Annotated in this window: 17 protein-coding genes; 13 read left to right on the plus strand and 4 right to left on the minus strand. The window is 73.0% G+C overall.

Features of this window, described 5'->3' with window-relative positions; genetic code table 11:
* Positions 1-885: 885 nt before the first annotated feature.
* The 10 genes from ACZ5CW_RS16315 (at position 886) to ACZ5CW_RS16360 (ending at position 10,924) form a co-directional block, all read left to right on the plus strand.
* A complete protein-coding gene (locus tag ACZ5CW_RS16315) occupies positions 886-2,691 on the plus strand; it encodes an SWIM zinc finger family protein (RefSeq protein ID WP_468602064.1) in 1,806 nt (601 codons plus the stop codon).
* 285 nt (positions 2,692-2,976) lie between these two features.
* Complete coding sequence (locus tag ACZ5CW_RS16320) at positions 2,977-4,227, plus strand: sulfite oxidase (protein ID WP_468601672.1); 1,251 nt, start codon at positions 2,977-2,979, stop codon at positions 4,225-4,227.
* A gap of 86 nt (positions 4,228-4,313) precedes the next feature.
* Positions 4,314-5,630: a bifunctional 3-oxoadipate enol-lactonase/4-carboxymuconolactone decarboxylase PcaDC gene (gene pcaDC, locus ACZ5CW_RS16325; protein WP_468601674.1), complete on the plus strand. Its 1,317-nt coding sequence runs from the start codon at positions 4,314-4,316 to the stop codon at positions 5,628-5,630.
* Between the two features lie 36 nt (positions 5,631-5,666).
* The gene (locus ACZ5CW_RS16330; RefSeq protein ID WP_468601676.1) at positions 5,667-6,302 is read left to right on the plus strand and encodes an MBL fold metallo-hydrolase; all 636 of its coding nucleotides are present in this window, start codon (positions 5,667-5,669) and stop codon (positions 6,300-6,302) included.
* Between the two features lie 43 nt (positions 6,303-6,345).
* A complete protein-coding gene (locus tag ACZ5CW_RS16335; RefSeq protein WP_468601678.1) occupies positions 6,346-7,125 on the plus strand; it encodes an exodeoxyribonuclease III in 780 nt (259 codons plus the stop codon).
* Positions 7,126-7,140: 15 nt separating this feature from the next.
* Positions 7,141-7,560 carry a DUF6278 family protein gene (locus tag ACZ5CW_RS16340; protein WP_468601680.1) on the plus strand — a complete coding sequence of 140 codons (420 nt, stop codon included), beginning with the start codon at positions 7,141-7,143 and terminating at the stop codon, positions 7,558-7,560.
* A gap of 148 nt (positions 7,561-7,708) precedes the next feature.
* Positions 7,709-8,452 (plus strand): amino acid ABC transporter ATP-binding protein, encoded by a 744-nt coding sequence (locus ACZ5CW_RS16345; RefSeq protein ID WP_468601682.1) that lies wholly within the window; start codon positions 7,709-7,711, stop codon positions 8,450-8,452.
* 17 nt (positions 8,453-8,469) lie between these two features.
* Positions 8,470-9,393: a glutamate ABC transporter substrate-binding protein gene (locus tag ACZ5CW_RS16350; RefSeq protein WP_468601684.1), complete on the plus strand. Its 924-nt coding sequence runs from the start codon at positions 8,470-8,472 to the stop codon at positions 9,391-9,393.
* Between the two features lie 11 nt (positions 9,394-9,404).
* Complete coding sequence (locus tag ACZ5CW_RS16355; RefSeq protein ID WP_468601686.1) at positions 9,405-10,049, plus strand: amino acid ABC transporter permease; 645 nt, start codon at positions 9,405-9,407, stop codon at positions 10,047-10,049.
* Positions 10,046-10,924, plus strand: a complete 879-nt coding sequence (locus ACZ5CW_RS16360) for an amino acid ABC transporter permease (protein WP_468601688.1) — start codon at positions 10,046-10,048, stop codon at positions 10,922-10,924. The genes ACZ5CW_RS16355 and ACZ5CW_RS16360 overlap by 4 nt, the downstream gene beginning before the upstream one ends.
* Positions 10,925-10,972: 48 nt before the next feature.
* On the opposite strand, the gene ACZ5CW_RS16365 is transcribed toward ACZ5CW_RS16360, so the two are convergent.
* Both ACZ5CW_RS16365 and ACZ5CW_RS16370 read right to left on the minus strand, forming a co-directional pair.
* Positions 10,973-12,538: a CocE/NonD family hydrolase gene (locus ACZ5CW_RS16365; RefSeq protein WP_468601690.1), complete on the minus strand. Its 1,566-nt coding sequence runs from the start codon at positions 12,536-12,538 to the stop codon at positions 10,973-10,975.
* A gap of 123 nt (positions 12,539-12,661) precedes the next feature.
* Complete coding sequence (locus ACZ5CW_RS16370; protein ID WP_468601692.1) at positions 12,662-13,408, minus strand: hypothetical protein; 747 nt, start codon at positions 13,406-13,408, stop codon at positions 12,662-12,664.
* A 143-nt stretch (positions 13,409-13,551) separates the two neighbouring features.
* On the opposite strand from ACZ5CW_RS16370, the gene ggt reads away from it, so the two are divergent.
* A complete protein-coding gene (gene ggt, locus ACZ5CW_RS16375; protein ID WP_468601694.1) occupies positions 13,552-15,354 on the plus strand; it encodes a gamma-glutamyltransferase in 1,803 nt (600 codons plus the stop codon).
* A gap of 81 nt (positions 15,355-15,435) precedes the next feature.
* Here the strand turns inward: ggt and ACZ5CW_RS16380 are convergent, their stop codons facing one another.
* Both ACZ5CW_RS16380 and map read right to left on the minus strand, forming a co-directional pair.
* On the minus strand, positions 15,436-17,976 hold the full coding sequence (locus ACZ5CW_RS16380; RefSeq protein ID WP_468601696.1) for an ATP-dependent Clp protease ATP-binding subunit: 2,541 nt from the start codon (positions 17,974-17,976) through the stop codon (positions 15,436-15,438).
* A 177-nt stretch (positions 17,977-18,153) separates the two neighbouring features.
* Positions 18,154-18,930: a type I methionyl aminopeptidase gene (gene map / locus ACZ5CW_RS16385; RefSeq protein WP_468601698.1), complete on the minus strand. Its 777-nt coding sequence runs from the start codon at positions 18,928-18,930 to the stop codon at positions 18,154-18,156.
* Positions 18,931-18,994: 64 nt separating this feature from the next.
* On the opposite strand from map, the gene ACZ5CW_RS16390 reads away from it, so the two are divergent.
* Together ACZ5CW_RS16390 and ACZ5CW_RS16395 are read left to right on the plus strand one after the other, a co-directional pair.
* Complete coding sequence (locus ACZ5CW_RS16390; protein ID WP_468601700.1) at positions 18,995-19,246, plus strand: helix-turn-helix domain-containing protein; 252 nt, start codon at positions 18,995-18,997, stop codon at positions 19,244-19,246.
* A gap of 150 nt (positions 19,247-19,396) precedes the next feature.
* The gene (locus ACZ5CW_RS16395) at positions 19,397-21,109 is read left to right on the plus strand and encodes a hypothetical protein (protein WP_468601702.1); all 1,713 of its coding nucleotides are present in this window, start codon (positions 19,397-19,399) and stop codon (positions 21,107-21,109) included.
* The last annotated feature ends 194 nt before the right edge of the window (positions 21,110-21,303 follow it).

The following is a 21,303-nucleotide window of genomic DNA, read 5'->3' on the forward strand; positions in this document are numbered from 1 at the left end:
GAGGGGCCTGGGGACGTGGAGCGGTTCGCCGGTGCCGAGCGTTCTGGGGGCACGGGGTGCGACGACGGCACCCGGCCCCCTCACGGCACGGAGCGGGCTGAGGGTACGGAGCGCTTTGCCGGCTCCGGGGGGTCTGGGGGCGTGGGGCGTTCGGCGGGCGTGGAGCGGTTCGCCGGTGCCGAGCGTTGTGAGGGCACGGGGTGCGACGAGGGTACCCAGCGCGCTCACGGCACGGAGCGGGCTGAGGACACGGAGCGCTTCGTCGGCCTCGAGCGCTTCGACAGCAGCGGGACGCGGCCCGCGGGACGTTCCGGTGGCTCGGGGCCGAGGCCGGCGGACGCGGCGCGAGCGGCACTGAGGGCCGCCGTGTCCACGCGCCGTGGCGACGGTGAGGGGTCGGCCGCCGGCGACGCCGCCCCCGCACCGAGCGACGCCCCCGAGCAGACCTCGTCTCCCGAGCAGAGCACGCCTCCCACGCCGGAGGCCGGCTCCACCGACGCCGCGAGCGGTCGCCGCCGACCCGGGGACGCCGCCCGCGAGGCACTGCGTGCGGCCCGGCGGGAGGCGCTGCGCGCGGAGACGGCGGAACCGCGGCGCGGGCGGCATCCCGGCCCCTCCGCGCCGCGCACCTCGTCCGCGGCCGGGCAGGGAGCCCCGACCGCCCGGGCCAAGGCCGCCCAGGACATGCGCCACTACTTGGCGAACGCCTTCCGCATGCCCACCTGGACGGACACGCCCGACGAGACGCAGGAGCCCGCTTCCGGCACGACGACACCCGACGAGCCGGCTTCCTCACCCCTCGCACCTTCGACCTCACCGTCCGCGAAGGCCGCCTCGGCCTCGGCCCCTGCCCCTTCACCCTCGACGCCCGCCCCTTCGGCTCCGCTGTCCGCCCCCTGGACCTCGGCCCCCGTACCCACGCCCTCGGCGCCCGCGCCCATCACCTCGACCACGCCCCCCGCCCCCGAGCCTGCGGCCGACGCGCCTGCGACCCCCGCCCCGGAGGCCCTCGCTCCCGCGTCCGAGGTTCCCGCCCCTGCGTCTGCGCCCCCCGCCCGCGCGCCCCAGGCACTCACCCCTGCCCCGGAGGCCCTCACCCCCGTGCCCGAGGCTCCGGCCCCCGAGCCTGCGGCCGACGCGCCTGCGACCTCCGCCCCGGAGGCCCTCGCTCCCGCGTCCGAGGCTCCCGCGCCCGTGCCCGTGGCCGACGTGCCTGAGGCTCCCGCCCCCGCGCCCGCAGCCAACGCCCCTGCGCCCCCTGCCCCCGCGCTGCCGGTGCCCCCCGCCCCCGAGACCGCGGCCAACGCCCCTGCGCCCTCCACCCCCATGCAGCCCGTGCCCCCGGCCCCCGCGCTGCCCATACCCCCCGCCCCCGGTACGCCCCCGCCCCCCGCTCCCGGTACGCCCCATGTGCCGAGCAGCATGGCCGCGCCGCACCGGGACACCGAACTGCGCAGGACCTTCCCGGTGTTCGGGCCTCGGGCCGGTGACGGAGGGGATGTGTCGTTCGCCGCGACCTGGTGGGGAAACGCATGGGTCGAGGCGCTGGAGGAGGGCGCGCTGGATCCGAAGCGGGTGCTGCGTGGCCGGGGTTATGCCGAGCAGGGGCATGTCGACGCCATCACCGTGACGCCAGGGCTCGTGCTGGCGTACGTACGCGGGAGCCGGCCGCGGCCCTACCGCGTGCAGCTGCGGGTGCGCACGCTGGCGGACGAGGACTGGGCGCGGTTCCTGGACGCGGCCGCCGACCGGCCGGGGCACATCGCCGCGCTGCTCGACAAGGAACTGCCCCAGTCGCTCGCCGACTGCGGCGTCCCCCTGCTGCCCGGACCCGGAGACCTCGCCCCCCGTTGCAGCTGCCCCGACTCCGGCCACCCCTGCAAGCACGCGGCCGCCCTGTGCTACCAGACGGCACGACTGCTCGACGCCGACCCGTTCGTGCTGCTCCTGCTGCGCGGCCGGGGCGAGAAGGACCTGCTGGACGCGCTCTCCCGCCGCAGCGCCGCCCGCGCGGCCCGCGCCGCGCAGGAGCGGCAGCCGGAGTCGCTGCCCGCAGTGCGCGCCACCGACGCCCTCGCCCCCCGGCAACTCCCGCCGCTGCCCCCGCCGTTGCCGGTGCCGCCGCACCCCGAGCAGCCCCCGGTGTATCCGGCGGCCCCCGGCGGCCCGGACCCCTTCGCGCTGGACCAGCTCGCGACCGACGCCGCCGCCCGCGCCCACGCGCTGCTCGGCACCGGCCGTGACCCGGTCGGCGAGCTGACCCTGTGGCAGGACGCGGTGCGCCTGGCCGCGGCCCGCCCCGGTTCCGGCCTGACCGCGGCCACCCGCACGCTGTACTCCACGCTCGCCACGGCCGTCGGCCGCACCCCGGCCGACCTCGCGCGGGCCGTGGCGGCCTGGCGGCAGGGCGGCCTGGAGGGGCTGGCCGTCCTGGAGGAGCCGTGGGACCCGCCCGCCGGCCGCTTCGACCGGGCGCGCCCGCTGCTCCTCGCCGCCGACCTCCCGGCGTTCCGTCCCTGGCGCAACCGGCTCACCCACCCTCGCGGACACGTCCAGCTCCGCCTCGGGCAGGACGGCCTGTGGTACGCCTACGAGTCGGAGCCCGGCCAGGAGGACTGGTGGCCCCGGGGCACCCCGGACCTCGACCCGGTCGGCGCGCTGACCGGGCTCGGTACCCCGGACGACCTCTGAGCAACGCCCGCTGCGCGCACGCTGGTTGCGGCTGCGCCCGTTGCCCTGTCGCAGCCGACCCATCCCTCGTACGATGGCGTCCGTGATCCGCAGCCGACGCGCCTCCGCCCTTCCGCGGCCCCGCGTGCTCATATCGCGCTGTTGTCGTTGATCTCCCTTTCCGGCCCGAGGCCGTGCAGCTGACGCCGTAGGCGCGTCCCGTTCCGCCATGTGGGCCGCATGCGTGCGCCCGTACCGGCGTACGCGTTCCCGCCGCAACTCCCGTACCAGGAAAGGCAGGCACCCATGCACACCCCCGAGTCCGCGTACGACCGTCGCAGACTGCGTCAGTGGCTGGCCGGTGAGGCCCGGGCCGACGGCGTCTCCCGGCGGAACATGCTCCGGCTGCTCGCCGCCGCCGGGCTCGCCGCCGGCGCCGTGCCGGCCGCGCTCGCCGTACCCGCCGCTGCGGCGGCCGGCATCGTCAAGCCGCTTCCCGAGGACCGGTTCACCGTCCGTGGCACCAACGCCGAGACGAAGTTCTCCTCGCTCGCCGGCACCGGATACCACACCCCCGTCGACCACTTCTTCGTCCGCAACCACACCGCCACCCCGGTGCTGGACGCGGCCGGCTGGACGCTCACGGTGTGGGGCGACGGCCTCGCGCACGGCCGGAGCGTCGACTTCACGCTCGACGACCTCAAGAGGCTGCCCGCCGTCACGCGGACCGCGTTCGTGGAGTGCGCGGGCAACGGCCGCGGCTTCTTCACCAGCCAGCAGGGGCAGACCGTCACCGGCACGGCCTGGACGCTCGGCGCGATCGGCACCGCCCGCTGGCGGGGCGTACGCCTCGCCGACGTACTGCGCCGGGCCGGACTCGGCCGCCGCGCGGTCGACGTCATGCCGCGCGGTCTCGACGCCCCTTACGTCACCGCCGACGGCACCGACCTCGGCCGTGTCCGCCGCCCGCTCCCGCTGTCGAAGGCCCTGGACGACGTGCTGCTGGTGTACGAGATGAACGGTGAGCCGCTGCCGTACGACCACGGGCACCCGGTCCGGGTGCTGGTGCCGTCCTGGATCGGCATCGCCTCCATCAAATGGGTCGGCGACATCGAGGTGTCGGCGCAGCCGCTGTTCTCGCCGTGGAACACCGACTTCTACCGGCTCTTCGGCGACGCCTACCCGCCCGGCGGCAGCGCACCGCTGACCCGGCAGACCGTCAAGAGCGCCTGGGAGGTGGAGTGGGACGCCCGCCTGGACGCGACCACCGAGCACCGGCTGACGGGCCGGTCGTGGTCCGGGGCCGGCGGAGTGGTCCGGGTCGACGTCAGTACCGACGGCGGTACGACCTGGCGGCGGGCCCGGCTGCACGACGCACCGCACCGCTCCGGCTGGGTCCGCTGGTCCACCGACTGGCTGCCGCCGGCGCCCGGGTCGTACAGTCTGCTCGCCCGCGCCACCGACACCGCGGGCCGCACCCAGCCGGACGCCACCGCCCCCAACACGCAGGGGTATCTCTTCGACGCGGTGGTCCGGCATCCGGTGAAGGCGGTGTGAGGGTTCCCCAGTGATCCGAGGGAGCCGGGCGTGGGCGGTGGGGACCCAGGGACCGGCGGCCGCGCGGCGGCGGTTAGCGTGGAGCGGTGAGTGAGACGAACGCCCCTGCGACCCCCGCCATCCCCGCACCGCCCGCCCTCCAGTACCGCTTCGACGGTCCGGAGGACGCCCCGGTCCTCGTCATAGGTCCCTCCCTCGGGACGACGTGGCACATGTGGGACCGCCAGGTGCCCGAGCTGACGAAGCAGTGGCGGGTCTTCCGGTTCGACCTGCCGGGCCACGGCGGCGCCCCCGCCCACCCGGCCGGATCGGTCGCCGAGCTGACCGCCCGTCTGCTGGCCACGCTGAACGCGCTCGGGGTGCAGCGCTTCGGCTACGCGGGCTGCGCCCTGGGCGGCGCGGTCGGCATCGAGCTGGCGCTGCGCCACCCGGAGCGGGTCGCCTCGCTCGCGTTGGTCGCGGCCTCGCCCCGGTTCGGGACCGCCGACGAGTTCCGGCAGCGCGGGGTGATCGTCCGCACGAACGGGCTCGACCCGATCGCCCGGACCGCGCCCGACCGCTGGTTCACCGGAGGGTTCTCCGCCGCGCAGCCCGCGATCACCGAGTGGGCGGTGCAGATGGTCCGCACCACCGACCCCGGCTGCTACATCGCGGCCTGTGAGGCCCTCGCGGCGTTCGACGTACGGCCCGAACTGGGCCGGGTCGGCGTGCCGACCCTCGTGCTGGTCGGCTCCGAGGACCAGGTCACCGGCCCCGCCGAGGCCCGCACCCTGGTCGCGGGCATCCCCGACGCCCGGCTCGCGGTGGTCCCCGGCGCCTCCCATCTGGTCCCGGTCGAGCAGCCGGCGGCCGTCACCGACCTGCTGGTGCACCACTTCTCCATCGCCTGGCAGCAGCCCTTCGACACCGGTCAGACCGCCCTGCCGAGCGTCCCGGCCGTCCCGGTCCCGCTCGCGGCGCCGCAGCCCGTGCCGGTCGCGGAGATCGCCCCGGCCGTCGTACCGGCCGAGCCCGCCGGGCAACCGGACCGGTACGAGACGGGGCTGAAGATCCGCCGGGAGGTGCTGGGCGACGCGCATGTCGACCAGGCGCTGGCGCAGGCCGGCGAGTTCTCCGGGGACTTCCAGGAGTTCGTCACCCGCTACACCTGGGGCGAGATCTGGGGCCGGCCGGGCCTGGACCGCCGCATGCGCAGCTGTGTCACGCTGACCGCGCTGGTCGCGGGCGGCCACCTGGAGGAGCTGGCCTTCCACACCCGGGCGGCCCTGCGCAACGGGCTCACCCCGGACGAGATCAAGGAGGTGCTGCTCCAGACGGCCGTGTACTGCGGGGTGCCGGCCGCCAACCGCGCGTTCCAGGTGGCCCAGCAGGTCATCCGGGAGGAGACCACGCCCGCCGAGTGAGGTCTCGCGGGGTACGACGCGGCAGGATGGGGAGGCATGAAGCTCACGAAGCAGTCCCATGCCTGTGTCCGCCTCGAGAAGGAGGGGCGGACGCTCGTCATCGATCCCGGCGGGTTCAGCGAGCAGGACGCGGCGGTCGGCGCTGACGCGATCCTGGTCACGCACGAGCACCCCGACCACTTCGACGAGGGCCGGCTGCGGGCCGCCCTGGAGGCGAACGCGGCCGCGGAGATCTGGACGCTGAAGTCCGTCGCCGACCAGATCACCGCGGCCTTCCCCGGGCGCGTGCACACCGTCGGCCACGGCGACACCTTCACCGCCGCCGGCTTCGACGTGCAGGTCCACGGCGAGCTGCACGCCGTGATCCACCCGGACATCCCGCGCATCACCAACGTCGGCTACCTGGTCGACGGCGGCAAGGTCTTCCACCCCGGCGACGCCCTCACCGTCCCCGACCACCCGGTGGAGACCCTGCTGCTCCCGGTGATGGCCCCGTGGAACAAGATCGCCGAGGTGATCGACTACGTCCGCGAGGTCGGGCCCCGGCGTGCCTACGACGTCCACGACGCGCTGCTCACCGACCTGGCCCGCCCGATCTACGACCGCCAGATCGGCGCGCTGGGCGGCACGGACCACCAGCGGCTCGCCCCGGGGGCGTCGGCGCAGGTCTGAGCGCGGACCGGCGTTGTCACACCCGCCGGGTAGGTTGTGAGGCATGCGCATCGCTACCTGGAACGTGAACTCGATCACCGCCCGCCTTCCCCGGCTGCTGGCCTGGCTGGAGAGCAGCGGCACCGATGTGCTCTGCCTCCAGGAGGCCAAGGTCGCCGAGGAGCAGTTCCCGGTCGACCAGCTGCGCGAGCTGGGCTACGAGGCGGCGGTCCACGCGACCGGCCGGTGGAACGGCGTGGCGGTGCTCTCCCGCGTCGGCATCGAGGACGTGGTCAAGGGCCTGCCCGGCGACCCGGGCTACGACGGCGTGACCGAGCCGCGCGCCCTCTCGGCGACCTGCGGCCCGGTCCGCGTCTGGTCGGTGTACGTGCCCAACGGCCGCGAGGTCGGCCACCCGCACTACGCGTACAAGCTCCAGTGGTTCGAGGCTCTGAAGGCGGCCGTGTACGGCGACGCGCAGGGCAGCCGCCCGTTCGCCGTGCTGGGCGACTACAACGTGGCGCCGACGGACGACGACGTCTTCGACCCGGCCGTCTTCGAGGGCGCCACGCACGTCACCCCCGCCGAGCGCGCCGCCCTCGCCGCCCTGCGCGAGGCCGGCCTGAACGACGTCGTCCCGCGCCCGCTCAAGTACGAGCACCCCTACACGTACTGGGACTACCGCCAGCTGTGCTTCCCGAAGAACCGCGGCATGCGCATCGACCTCGTGTACGGCAACGGGCCGTTCGCCGGGGCCGTCAAGGACGCCTACGTCGACCGTGAGGAGCGCAAGGGCAAGGGCGCCTCCGACCACGCGCCGGTGGTGGTCGACCTCGAGGTGTGATGCCACGCTGGGGTCATGAACATTCCGTTCCTGGGCCACCGGCACAAGAAGGACGGTCACACGGCGCTCCCCGCCGACCCCGAGTCGGTCGCCGCGCTGCTGTCCGAGTGCGAACTGCTCCGCTCGCAGGCGGCCCGGGCGGGGGTCCGCCTCGACGACACCCCGGCCTCGCTGGAGGCCCTGGACCAGATGGTCCCGCGCTGGCGCGACGACCCCGAGACCCTGCCCTGGCTGGGCAACGACGCCGGGCTGTACCTGGGCACGGTCGTGGTGCGCACCGTGCCCGGCGCCGCCTGGCGGATCCACTCCGACGGCGAGCCGGTCGTACGCCTCGCCTCGGGCCGGGAGGTCGAGGTGGTGCCGGCCGGGCACGAGTGGGCCGCGAGCGGTGTTCCCGAGCTGTCCCAGCTGTACGCGGAGATCGCCGAGACCTGACGCCGCGGGCCCGCGCGGGCGCCCATGGGATCACCCCTCTGACGTAAATACGGCTAATGCCCGAAAGGTGCGTGTCGTCCGTCAACTCCGGTTCGGTCTGGATAGTTTGCGGCAACCACGACACAGCTGAGAGTGGGTAGGGCTGCGTATGGCCGTCGATCCGTTGATCGAACTGCGGAACGTCAACAAGTACTACGGGGAGCTGCATGTCCTGCGGGACATCGACCTCACCGTCGGCAAGGGGGAGGTGGTCGTGGTCATCGGCCCGTCCGGTTCGGGCAAGTCGACGCTGTGCAGGACGATCAACCGACTGGAGACCATCGCGTCCGGCACCATCACGCTCGACGGGCAGCCGCTGCCCGAGGAGGGCAAGGCCCTCGCCCGGCTGCGCGCCGAGGTCGGCATGGTCTTCCAGTCCTTCAACCTGTTCGCCCACAAGACGGTCCTGCAGAACGTCTCCCTCGCCCAGGTCAAGGTCCGCAGGCGCAGGAAGGACGACGCCGACCGCCGCTCCCGTGAACTCCTGAACCGCGTCGGCCTGCTGAACCAGGCCGAGAAGTACCCGGCGCAGCTCTCCGGCGGCCAGCAGCAGCGCGTGGCCATCGCCCGCGCCCTCGCCATGGAACCGAAGGCGATGCTCTTCGACGAGCCCACCTCCGCCCTCGACCCCGAGATGATCAACGAGGTGCTGGAGGTCATGCGGCAGCTCGCCCGGGAGGGCATGACCATGGTCGTCGTCACCCACGAGATGGGCTTCGCCCGCGCCTCCGCCAACCGTGTCGTCTTCATGGCCGACGGACGGATCGTCGAGGACCGCAGCCCGGACGAGTTCTTCACCAACCCCAGCAGCGATCGCGCCAAGGACTTCCTCTCCAAGATCCTCAAGCACTGAGCGGGGGAGTACGACCCATGTTCCGTACCACCCGTGTGTCCCGCGGCCTGTGCGCCGTACTCCTCGGTGTCCTCGCCCCGCTCGCCGCCGCCTGCGGCAAGGAGGGCAGCCCGCCCGCCAAGGGCCCGGCGCCCGAGAAGCTCCCCGCCTACCAGGTGGCACAGGGCGTCAGCCTGCCCGACTCCCGGACCTTCACCCGCGCGAAGAGACGCGGCTACTTCGTCGTCGGCGCCAAGGAGGACCAGCCCTACCTCGGCGAGAAGGACCCGGCCACCGGCACCTACTCCGGCTTCGACATCGAGATCGCCAAGATGATGTCCGCCTCCCTCGGCTTCCCGCCGAAGACGATCCGCTTCCGCACCATCGCCTCCGCCAACCGCGAGACCGCCCTGCAGAACGGCCAGATCGACTACTACGTCGGCACCTACACCATCAACGACAACCGCAAGAAGCTCGTCGGCTTCGCCGGGCCCTACTACATGGCCGGCCAGTCCCTGCTGGTCCGCAAGGACGAGAAGGACATCCACGGCCCCCAGGACCTCGACGGCAGACGCGTCTGCTCGGCGGCCGGTTCGACGCCGTACCAGCGCATCAAGACCGACTACCCGAAGGCGATCCTGGTCGCCTACGACACCTACTCCGTCTGCGTCGACAACCTGCTCACCTACCAGGTCGACGCCGTCACCACCGACGACGCCATCCTCATCGGCTACGCGGCCAAGGCTCCCGACGAGCTGAAGGTCGTCGGCAGGCCGTTCTCGAAGGAGCCGTACGGCATCGGCGTCCCGCACGGCGACGACGCGCTGCGCTTCGCCCTCGACGACGCCCTCGAGGCCCGGGAGAAGAACGGCGACTGGAAGAAGGCCTACGACGCCACGCTCGGCCTGTCCGGCGTGCCCGCACCCCACCCGCCCGCCATCGACCGCTACCCGGCGAGCTGAGCGAGGACGGCATGAACGTACTGAAAGACAACTTCTCGACCTACTGGGAGGGTTTTCTCGGCACGGTGGAACTGACCGTCTGGTCCTCCCTGCTGGCGCTGGTCCTCGGCTTCCTGATGGCGTCCTTCCGGGTCGCCCCGGTCGGCTCCCTGCGCGTCTTCGGCACGATGTGGGTCACGGTGCTGCGCAACACCCCGCTCACCCTGCTGTTCTTCGCGGTGCTGCTCGGCCTGCCCCGGTTCGGACTCGTGCTGCCCTTCGAGGTGTTCGCGGTGCTCGCCCTCGGCTGCTACACCTCGGCGTTCATCTGCGAGGCGCTGCGCGCCGGCATCAACACCGTCCCCAGGGGGCAGGGCGAGGCGGCCCGCAGCCTGGGCATGACCTTCGGGCAGACCCTGAACGTGGTCGTGCTGCCGCAGGCGTTCCGGTCCGTGATCCCGCCCGTCGGCTCCACGCTCATCGCGCTCGCCAAGAACTCCGCGATCGCCGGCGCGTTCAGCGTCACCGAACTGCTCGGCACCTACAAGACCATCAACGAGCTGGGCTACAACATCGTCTGGACCTTCGTCTGGATCGCCGTCGGCTACCTGATCATCACGCTCGCCATCAGCGCCCTGTTCAACCTGCTGGAGCGGAAGTACGGAGTCGCCCGATGACCGAGGCCACCGCGCTCTACGACGTCCCGGGCCCGCGCACCCGGCAACGGCACCGCATCTACGGTGTGCTGTGCACCACCCTCCTGCTCGCCCTCATCGCCTGGATCCTCTATCTGCTGTTCGACACCGGGCAGTTCACGTACACGAAGTGGATGCCCTTCGAGTACAAGGGCATCCAGGAACTGCTGCTGCGCGGGCTCGGCAACACCCTGAAGGCCTTCGTGCTCGCGGCCGTCCTCTCCCTCGCCCTCGGCGGACTGCTCGCCACCGGGCGGCTGTCGGACCACCGGCCGGTGCGCTGGCTGGCCACGCTCGTCGTCGAGTTCTTCCGGGCCATGCCCGTCCTGGTGATGATCTTCTTCATCTTCGTGGCGCTGAAGGTGCAGCCGCTGCCCGCGCTGGTCGCCGGACTCACCCTCTACAACGGCTCGGTCCTCGCCGAGGTCTTCCGTTCCGGGATCAACTCCGTCGAACGCGGCCAGCACGAAGCCGCGTTCGCGCTCGGCATGCGCAAGACCCAGGTCATGGCGCACGTCCTCGTCCCGCAGGCCGTACGGGCCATGCTGCCCGCCATCATCAGCCAGCTCGTGGTCGCTCTGAAGGACACCTCCCTCGGTTTCCTCATCACCTACGAGGAGTTCCTCCACGCCGGGAAACTCATCGCCTCCAACCTCGACTACGATTTGCCGTTCATCCCTGTGGTGATGGTGATCTCGCCGATCTACATCGGGATGTGCATGCTGCTCTCGTGGTTCGCCGGCTGGGTGTCCCGCCGTGAGCAGCGCAGTCCCAAGACCGAGGCCGTGGCGGTCGCCACGGCCGGTCCTGGGGCGCCGCTGCCGGGTGGGGAGCCCCCCACGGCCCCGAGACCGTAAGGGGGCGGCAGTTCACACGGGCCAGGCTCGTCCGGCGGCAGCCGGAGATCACTGCTCGCGCACGGGGACGGACACGTACGACGGGTCGTCCGAGGGCGAGGAGAAGGTCAGCTGCGCGCCGGACGGGTTGTGCTCGATGTACAGCGGGTCGACCGTGTCGACCACCAGCGCGAGGCGGTGCCCGGCGGGGACGTCGTAGGCCGTGGAGAACAGCTCCAGGTCGACGCCGAACGGCTCGCCGGGCGTCCGCCCGTGCCACGTCGACGGCGCGTGGGTGACCAGCTTGCCGATGCCGAGCGGCCCCACGTCGTACAGATAGGCGACGAGGGTGCCGCTCTCCTTCGTCGGGGTGAGCGTGGTGTGCAGGCGCGCCGTGCCGCGCACCTGCTGGGCGCTGCCGTACCGCTCGGACTGCCACACGGCCGCCCAACGGCGCGGCAGCAGCGGCATCGAGGCGATCGGCGGCAGCTGCGCGACCTGGTCGAGGATGCTGGAGAGGAAGACGATCCCGCCGTCCGCGCCGGAGTCGACGTTGGCGTGGATGGTGGTGGAGCCCCCGAGCGCGATCTTCCTGCGCGTGGCGCCGACCGACTTCCAGTCCGGGTAGCCCTCGTATCCCCCCGCGGAACGGGACTTCAGCCGGACCGGCTGCTCCTGGTCGATGCCGTTGTCGGCGCCCCTGAGGTAGTGGTCGAACCAGCGCTCGGTGTCCGTCCACACGTCGTTGGGCAGCCCGAACAGGCCGGTCAGCTCGGCGGTCGCGTGGTCGCCGGGGCGCAGCTCCAGCCGCTTGGGCCCGGTCAGCTTCTCGTAGAAGTCGGCGTACTGGTTCGCCGGGAACACGGTGTCGCCCCAGGCGTTGGCCAGCATGACGGCGGCGCCGTTCTTGTTCAGCTGGTCGACATAGGTCGCGGCGGAACGTTTCTTCCCCCAGTCGATCATCTGCTGCTCCTTGGACAGGTCCGAGGAGTACAGGTTGTCGAAGATCTCCCGCAGTTCGGGGCTCTCGCGGCCGGTGAGGGTCGCCGCGCCGTCCAGGACGGCCGCCGCCTGCAGGTGCTGGGTGCGGCCCGAGTAGATCGAGGCGATCAGGTCCGCCCAGCCGCTGAGCGCGGCCACGGCCTTGACCCGCTTGTCGTGGGCGGCGGTCAGCAGACTGATCCCGGCCCCGTAGGACACCCCCGCCATGCCGACGTGCCGCGGGTCGGCCGGGGTGTGCGCGAGGGCCCAGTCGATGACCTTGGAGGCGTCCGCTATGTCGGGCGGACCGGCCACTTCTATCTGGCCGCCGGACTGCCAGAAGCCGCGCACGTTGTAGCTGAGCACCACATAGCCGGAGTCGGCGAGCTTCTGCGCCTGCGCCAGGTACTCGACCTGCGGCAGGCCCCAGCTCGTGGGCAGCACGATGAGCGGGTAGGCGCGCGAGCCGTCGGCGCCCGCGGGCGTGAGGACGTTGGCCTTCAGCACGGTGCCGCCGTCGCCGGTGATGTCGACGAAACGGACGGACGGGGCGGCCTCGGCGGCCGGCGCCAGGCCGACGACGGTGCCGGCGATCAGCGCCGCCGAGACGGCTCCCGCTGCGGAGGTGCGCAGAGCGGTGCGACCGTGTCCCATGGGTCACTCCTTCACTCGGTTCAGTGCAAAGTGACCCGACGGTAACCTTGGCCGCTTACCGCAAGTAACCCGTCGGTAAGTTACGTACGGGTAAAGATTGTTGACGAGGAAGACTGTTGAACGTCAGTCGCTGGTGGCGGCCGCCGCCTCCGGCAGGGGCGTCAGCGCCGCCCGGGTCACGTCCGCCACCAGTTCGACCACATCGGGGCCGTAGGCCTGCGAGTTGACCACCTTCAGCAGCAGGACGAAGGAGCCACCGCCGTACTTGCGGGCCAGCCGCTCGTGATGGCGGGCGAGGTACCGGGTGGCGGCCTGGTTGGTGATGGCACGCTGACCGCAGAAGAGGAACACCGGGCGGGAGTCCCCGCGACCGCCCGCGGTGAGCCGGGCGAGCAGCACGTACTCGCTCCGCCCGCCCTCCATGCGGTAGTCGTCCCCGCCGATCCGGAAGGCGCCGAGGTCCGGGCCGGCCTCGGCCTCGATGTTCACGTGGATGCCCGGCAGCAGCGAGGAGAGGTGGGCGCCCATCCGGCGGTTCGAGGCGGGACCCCCGAGGCAGAACTCCGTGCGCTCGCCGAAGCCCTGCTGAGTGGCGTCGTGCGCCACGACCTGGGCGTTCGCGTTGCAGTCCTTGATGAGGGCGGAGAGTTCCAGCAGAGCGAACACGTCGTGCCGCATCACCGACAACTCCGGCCCGCCCGCGTTGCGGTTGACCACCAGCAGCGACTCGGAGTGGTCCGGCAGCCCGAAGAAGACCTGCTTGCGCCGCAGTCTGCGCCGCCACAGATACGTACGGGCGAGCCAGCCCAGCGAGGCGGAGACGCCCGCCGCTATGACGCCCAGGACGATGTTGCGTATGTCGTCGTTCATGGCCGCGCATGCTAGCGACCCCGGGGCGACCGCTACGTACCCGTGTTCGATGTGTGACGTTCGTGTGGCAGGGCACCGAGGCGTACTGTCGGTACTACGGCGATCTGGTTACGCTGCGCGGACTGTCCCGACGGGAGGTACGGATGGGTCGCCCAGGTACGCGGAAACTGGCGGTTCTGGCGGTCTCGGCCGCCGTGGTGTCGGTGGGGGCGACTGCGCCACCGGCCCCCGCAACGAGCGAGAAGGCCACCAAGGTTCCCGTGGCCGTCGGCTACGGCGGCGCCGTCGCCAGCGTCGACGCGGACGCCTCCGCCGCCGGCATCGAGGTGCTGAGACACGGTGGCAACGCGGTCGACGCGGCCGTCGCCACCGCCGCCGCGCTCGGCGTCACCGAGCCCTACTCCGCCGGCATCGGCGGAGGCGGCTACTTCGTCTACTACGACGCCCGGTCCCGCACCGTGCACACCGTCGACGGCCGCGAGACCGCACCGCTCTCCGCCGACTCCGAACTGTTCACGGAGAACGGCAAACCGCTCGCCTTCGCCGACGCCGTCAGCAGCGGCCTGAGCGTCGGTACCCCGGGCACGCCCGCCACCTGGCAGACGGCGCTGGACGAGTGGGGCAGCAAGAAGCTCGGCACCGTCCTGAAGCCGGCCGAGCGGATCGCCCGCGACGGCTTCACGGTGGACGACACCTTCCGCTCGCAGACCGCGTCCAACGAGACCCGGTTCCGCTACTTCCCGGACACCGTGAAGCTGTTCCTGCCGAACGGACAGCTCCCCGTCGTCGGCTCCACCCTCAAGAACCCCGAACTCGCCCGCACCTACGAGGAGCTGGGCCGCAGGGGCGTCGGCGCGATCTACCGCGGAGACATCGGCGACGACATCGTCAAGACCGTCGAACACCCGCCCGTGGACCCCGCCTCCGGCTGGAACGCCCGCCCCGGCAAGCTCGCCGAGAAGGACCTGGCCGTCTACCGCGCCAAGCTCCAGGCGCCCACCAGGACCTCGTACCGCGGCCTGAACGTGTACTCGATCGCCCCCTCCTCCTCCGGCGGCACGACGGTCGGCGAGGCCCTCAACATCCTCCAGGGCACGGACCTTTCGAAGGCGAGCGAGGTGCAGTACCTGCACCGCTCCATCGAGGCGAGCCGCATCGCCTTCGCCGACCGCGGGCGCTGGGTCGGCGACCCCGCCTTCGAGGACGTGCCCACCAGGCAACTGCTGTCGCAGCGGTTCGCCGACTCGCGCGCCTGCCTGATCAAGGACGACGCGGTGCTCACGAGCCCGCTCGCCCCGGGCGACCCGCGGCACCCGGCGGCCTGCGGCAGGGGCGGCACGGCGGCCCCGACGACGTACGAGGGCGAGAACACCACGCACCTGACCGTGGCCGACAAGTGGGGCAACGTCGTCGCCTACACCCTCACCATCGAGCAGACCGGCGGCAGCGGCATCACCGTGCCCGGCCGGGGCTTCCTGCTCAACAACGAGCTGACCGACTTCTCCTTCGCCCCGGCCAACCCGGCCGTCCACGACCCGAACCTGCCCGGCCCGGGCAAGCGGCCGCGCTCCTCGATCTCGCCGACGATCGTCCTCGACCGGCACAACCGGCCGGTGGTGGCGCTCGGTTCGCCGGGCGGCGCGACCATCATCACCACCGTGCTGCAGACCCTCACCGGGTTCCTGGACCGGCACCTGCCGCTGGTCGACGCGATCGCCGCGCCCCGGGCCAGCCAGCGCAACGCGGCCCAGACGGAACTCGAACCCGGCCTGTACGACAGCGATGTGCGGGCACGTCTGGAGGCCCTCGGGCACAGCTTCAAGCAGAACCCGGAGATCGGCGCGGCGACCGGCGTGCAGCGGCTGCCGGACGGCAAGTGGCTGGCCGCCGCCGAGAAGGTACGGCGCGGCGGCGGCTCGGCGATGGTCGTGGACCCGACGCCGTAGACAGGTGGTACCAGCTACGTGACGGTCCCCGGCATCCCGGTGCCGTGACGGTCCCCGGCATCCCGGTGCCGGGGGCCGTGGTCACAGCTCCGGTGGGGGCGGCCCGGCCTCCTCCGTACGGAAGTCCAGCCGCCCGTCCCGCGCGTCCACCGTGACCCGGCTGCCCTCGGAGATCGTGCCGTTCAGCAGCAGCCGGGACAGCTGGTTGTCCACCTCCCGCTGGATGGTGCGGCGCAGCGGCCGGGCGCCGTACTCCGGCTGGTAGCCGCGCTCCGCGAGCCAGTCCACGGCCGCGGTCGTGAACTCGACCCGGACGCCCTGCCCGTCCAGCAGCCGCCGGGTGCCCTCCAGCAACAGGTCGGTGATCTGCCGCAGCTGCTCACCGGTCAGCTGGCGGAAGACCACGATCTCGTCGATGCGGTTGAGGAACTCCGGCCGGAAGTGCTCACGCAGCGGCCGCAGGATCTGCTCGCGCCGCGCCTCCTCGGCGGCGTCCGCACCGCCCGGCCCGAACCCGATCCCGGCACCTCGCCGGGTGATCGCCTCGGAGCCCAGGTTGCTGGTCATCACGATGACCGTGTTGGTGAAGTCCACCGTCCGGCCCTGGGAGTCGGTCAGACGGCCGTCGTCGAGCACCTGGAGCAGGATGTTGAAGACGTCGGGGTGCGCCTTCTCCACCTCGTCGAGCAGGAGCAGCGAGTACGGGTGCCTGCGCACCACCTCGGTGAGCTGTCCGGCCTCCTCGTGGCCGACGTACCCGGGCGGCGCGCCGACCAGCCGGGAGACCGTGTGCCGCTCCTGGTACTCGCTCATGTCCAGGCGGACCATCCGGTCCTCGCTGCCGAACAGCGCCTCGGCGAGCGCCCGGGCCAGCTCGGTCTTGCCGACACCGGTCGGACCGAGGAAGAGGAAACTGCCGATCGGACGGTGGGGGCTCGCCAGCCCCGCCCGGGAACGCAGCACGGCCTCGGCGACCACACCGACGGCCTCCTCCTGGCCGACCACGCGCTGGTGCAGGTGCTCCTCCAGGCCGAGCAGCCGCTCCTTCTCTTCCTGGGTCAGCCGGCTGACCGGAATGCCGGTCTGCCGGGACACCACCTCGGCGATGGCCTCCGCGGTCACCTCCAGGTCCAGCCCCTCGTCGGCCTTCTCGTCGCCGCTCGCCTCCGTGATCCGCTGCTTCAGCTCGCCGATCCGGTCGCGCAGCTGCTTCGCCTGCTCGTAGTCCTCGTCGGCGACCGCCTGGTCCTTGTCCCGGACCAGCTGCTCGACCTCGCGCTCCATCGCGCGCACGTCCGTGCCCTTCGTCCGGGCACCGAGCCGGACCCGCGCGCCCGCCTGGTCGATCAGGTCGATCGCCTTGTCCGGCAGCCGCCGGTCGGTGAGATACCGGTCCGACAGCTCCACGGCGGCGACCAGCGCCTCGTCGGTGTAGCGGATCTGGTGGTGCGCCTCGTACCGGTCGCGCAGCCCGCGCAGGATCTCGATCGTGTCCTCGACGGTCGGCTCGGGCACCAGAACCGGCTGGAACCGGCGGGCCAGCGCCGCGTCCTTCTCGATCCGGCGATACTCCTCCAGCGTGGTCGCGCCCACGATGTGCAGCTCGCCCCGGGCGAGCGCCGGCTTGAGGATGTTGCCGGCGTCCATCGCGCCGCCCTCGCCGCCGGAACCCGCGCCCACGACGGTGTGCAGTTCGTCGATGAACACGATCAGCCGGTCGGAGTGGGCGCGGATCTCCTCCACGATGTTGTTCAGGCGCTCCTCGAAGTCGCCCCGGTACCGGGTGCCGGCCACGACCCCGGTCAGGTCCAGGGCCACCACCCGCCGCCCGGCCAGCACGTCCGGCACGTCCCCGTCGTCGATCCGCTGCGCGAGCCCCTCCACGATGGCCGTCTTGCCGACGCCCGCGTCACCGATCAGCACCGGGTTGTTCTTGCCGCGCCGCGACAGCACCTCGATGGTCTGCTCGATCTCCGTGTCCCGGCCGATGACCGGGTCGATCCGGCCCTGCCGGGCCAGCTCGGTCAGGTCGCGGCCGTACTTGTCCAGCGTGGGCGTGGAGGTCGGCCGCTGCCGCTCCGGGCGGGCCTGCGTGCTCTCCGGGGCCTCGGGCGGCAGCCCGCCCGCCGAGAAGCGGGCCGCGTTCAGGATGTGCCCGGCCGCCGAGTCCGGGTTCGAGGCCAGGGCGCTCAGCACGTGCTCCGGGCCGATGTACCCGGCGCCGCTCGCCCGCGCCATGTCGTGCGCGTCCAGCAGGGCCCGCTTGACGGCCGGGGTCAGCGACAGCGAGGTCGGCGGCGGTACGTCGCCCGGCGGATGCTGGACCGGGCCCGCCCGGCCGTCGATCTCCGTCGCGAGCGAGTCGGGGTCGGCACCGGCCCGGGTCAGCAGACTGCGGGTGGGCTCGGTGGACAGCGCCGCGCGCAGCAGGTGCTGGGTGTCCAGATCCCGGCTGCCGTGCTCGGCGGCGTACTGAGCGGCCCCTCTGACCAGCTCCCGGGCCGGCTGGCTGAGCAGGCGGCCGATGTCGATGTGGCGAGGGCGGTTGGCTCCGCCGACGGCCCCGCTGAAGAAGCGGGCGAGGAACTCACCGAAGGGGTCAGGAGGGTAGCCGTTGGTCATGGCGTTCCGTTCCTTCGCGGACGACGTGCGGAGCGGTCGGGTAACCAGGGGGCGGGTCGCTCATGCCCACGATGACACGATCCGAGGGGGTGGGCATGTCCGCCCACCGGGGTGAGGGGTGCCCGTCCGTCGGCGGGGCGCGGGTACGCCGTGGTGCTCGCCCGGCTCCCCGTCCTCTCAGGCGGCCTCCCTCGCGGTCAGAATCCGGGGGCCGTCCTCCGTGATCGCCACCGTGTGCTCGACGTGGGCCGCCCGGGAGCCGTCCGCCGTCCGCAGGGTCCAGCCGTCGCCGGCCTCGTAGTAGGCGTCCTTGCCGCTCGCGATCAGCATGGGCTCGATGGCGAGGACCATGCCGGGGCGGAGCGGGAGGCCGCGGCCCGGGCGGCCCTCGTTCGGCACCTCGGGTTCCTCGTGCATACGGCGGCCGATGCCATGGCCGCCGAAGCCGTCCGGGATGCCGTAGCCGGCCGTACGGCACACGCGGCCGACGGCGTGCGCGATGTCGCCCATGCGGTGACCGGGCACGGCGGCCTCGATGCCCGCCGCCAGCGCGCGCTCGGCGGTGTCGATCAGCCGGAGGTCCGCCGGGCGCGGGCGGCCGACCACGAAGCTGAGCGCCGAGTCGCCGACCCAGCCGTCCAGTTCCGCGCCGCAGTCGACGGAGACGAGGTCGCCGTCGCGGAGCCGGTACCGGGTGGGGATGCCGTGCACGATCGCGTCGTTCACCGAAGCGCAGATCACCGCAGGGAAGGGGGTCGGGGCGAAGGAGGGGCGGTAGCCGAGGAACGGCGAGGAAGCCCCGGCCGCACGCAGCACCTCCCGGGCGACCTCGTCCAGCTCCAGCAGGGAGACGCCGACGCGCGCGGTCTCCCGTACGGCCGTCAGGGCCCGTCCGACGACCTGGCCCGCCGCGTGCATCGCGTCGATCGATGTGTCCGTCTTCAGTTCCACCATGCCAATTACTATACCGGTATTTGAATAGGGAGAGATGGTGGGGGCCGGTATTAGAATGGGCCGCATGGTGCGCACCCCTCTCACCCCCGAAGAGCGTGAACGCGGCGAACGGCTCGGACGCCTGCTGCGCGAGGCGCGCGGAGCCCGGAGCATGACCGAGGTCGCCGCCGAGGCCGGCGTGTCGGCGGAGACGCTGCGCAAGATCGAGACGGGGCGGGCGCCGACTCCGGCGTTCTTCACGGTGGCCGCCCTGGCCGGGGTGCTCGGCCTGTCGATGGACGAACTCGTCACGCGGTGCGCGCTGCTGGCCGCCTGAGACGCCGGTACGGGCGCCGCGGTGCGCGCAACGGTCGACATGCCGCCATGAGGTCTCCGCACGCTGCCGGAAAACTCTGCGTAGCAGGGCCGTAACACGACTGGTGTTGCCTACCGACCGGAGTGCTGGCGGTCGGGCGGGAGCTGGGCGATGGCTGTGGATCGACTTCCAGGTCGGGTACGGGAGTTCGCGGGCTACCTGGACGGCCTCATGGCGCGCCTCGACCAGGGCGGTGGCTGGTGCGGGGTCTTCTGGCAACGCGACCCGGAGGGCATGCGGGCCTGCCTGGACGGGCGCGAGGTGCCGCCGTGGGACGTCGTGGAGGCGCTGCTGGAGGACGTCGGCGCGGCGTACGGCCCCGCCGCCGCGGCGGCCGAGCGGCCGCGGGCCGGTGCGCTGCACGCCGCCGCGCTCGCGGCGTACGACGCCCGGCCCGGTGCCCGGGACGCCCTGGGCGACCGCCTCGACGTCATGCTCCGCGAGCAGCGGTACGCCGCCGAGCGCCAGGCCGAACTGAGCCGCCTGCTGTCGGCACCGGCCACCCGCGAAGAGGCCGAGTCCCTCCGCCTCGACCTCGCCTGGGCCCGCGACGACCACGAACGCGCCACCGCCCGCTGCGCCGAACTCCGCTCCCGACTGACCCGGTTGCCCCACCCCGCGGAGTACGACCGCCCCGAGGGCGAGGGGTACCGACAAGGACTGGAGCGTGGGGGCGAGGGGGGCCGACAACGGCTGGAGCGTAGGGGCGAGGGGGGCCGAGGAGGGCTGGAGCGTGGGCGTGAGGGGCAGGATGGGCACGCCGCCCAGTCCGCGCATGCCGCCGCCGGAGCCGCGTACGCTTCGCGACCCGAGCGTGCCGCCGGTGCCGCGCGGCTGAGTCAAGCGGCGCAGTCCGACCAGGCTGGGCATGACTCCCAAGCCGCACGCCCCGCCGCAGCCGCGCAGTCTGCCCGAGCCGCGCACGCCTTCCCGGCTGCGCAGGTTCCAGTCGTACAAGCCCGGCAAGCCGTTCAGCCCGTCCAGGAGGCCCCGGTGTCCTACGGGGTGCCGCCGGGCACCGGCCCCGCCGGGGAGGCCGTCCCGCCGCCCGCCGCCGCCTCCCTCGCCGAGACGGCGCCTGCCGCCTCCGCCAAACCGCGCAAGCGCCGGCGTGGGAGTGCCCGGTTCGCCGGGATGGTCGAGGATGAGGCCGCTTCCGTGGCGGTACCGCAGGTGCCGGTGCCCGTGGTGCCGCCGGAGGCTGCCGATGGGCGCCGTACGCCGCGTGGGGCCCGGTTCGCCGGGGGCGCGTCGTCGGGCGAGCCGGTGCCGGCCCCCGCCGAGGCGGTGGACGACGGGGCGGGGGAGGCGGTCGGCGACGTCGTCGAGCGGCTGATGCGGCTGCGGGCCGAGGGACGCAGCGGCGAGGCGCACGTGCTGCTGGTGGAGGCCACATGGTGGCCCGCCGCCCGCTTCCCGTCGCTCGCGGACGCCCTGCACCGGGCCGGGCTCGCAGCCGACTGGGCGACGCTGCTGTGGGAGGCCGCCGCGCTGCCCGCCGAGCAGCTGGTCGCCGCCGCCGACGCACTGGCCGCGGCGGGCCGGGACGCCGACGGGCGGCAGATGCTGCGGCAGGGCGTGGCCCGGCCGGCGGAGCAGATCGGCGCGGCCGTGCTGCGGCTGGACGACGAGGGCCGCGGACGCGAAGTGCGGGCGCTGCTGGACGCCTACGTGCGGGTCCGCACCCCGGAAGAGGCCGCCCGCAGCGTCGCGGCCGACCCGGGCCGCCTCGTCCCCCTGCTGCTGGAGGCCGCGCAAGCCGCCTCCGGCGAACGGTACTGGGATCTTGTCCACGCCCTGCGCGTCGCCGGTCATACGACGTGACCGGGGTGGCGACGGTGATGGCAGGGGCGACGGTGGCGGCGGAGACACGCTCCGTGGCCCGGCCCGGCGTTCTCGTCCCGATGTGCCCCGGTCCGCCCCCCGGCCCGCTCCTCCGCTCACCCACAGGAGTGTGAAACGTGATCGACTCAGCGGGTTGACGACGATGGTCTTGGCAAGGGCCGTCCGGAGGCTTA

It is taken from the genome of Streptomyces sp. NPDC031379, from assembly GCF_055569615.1.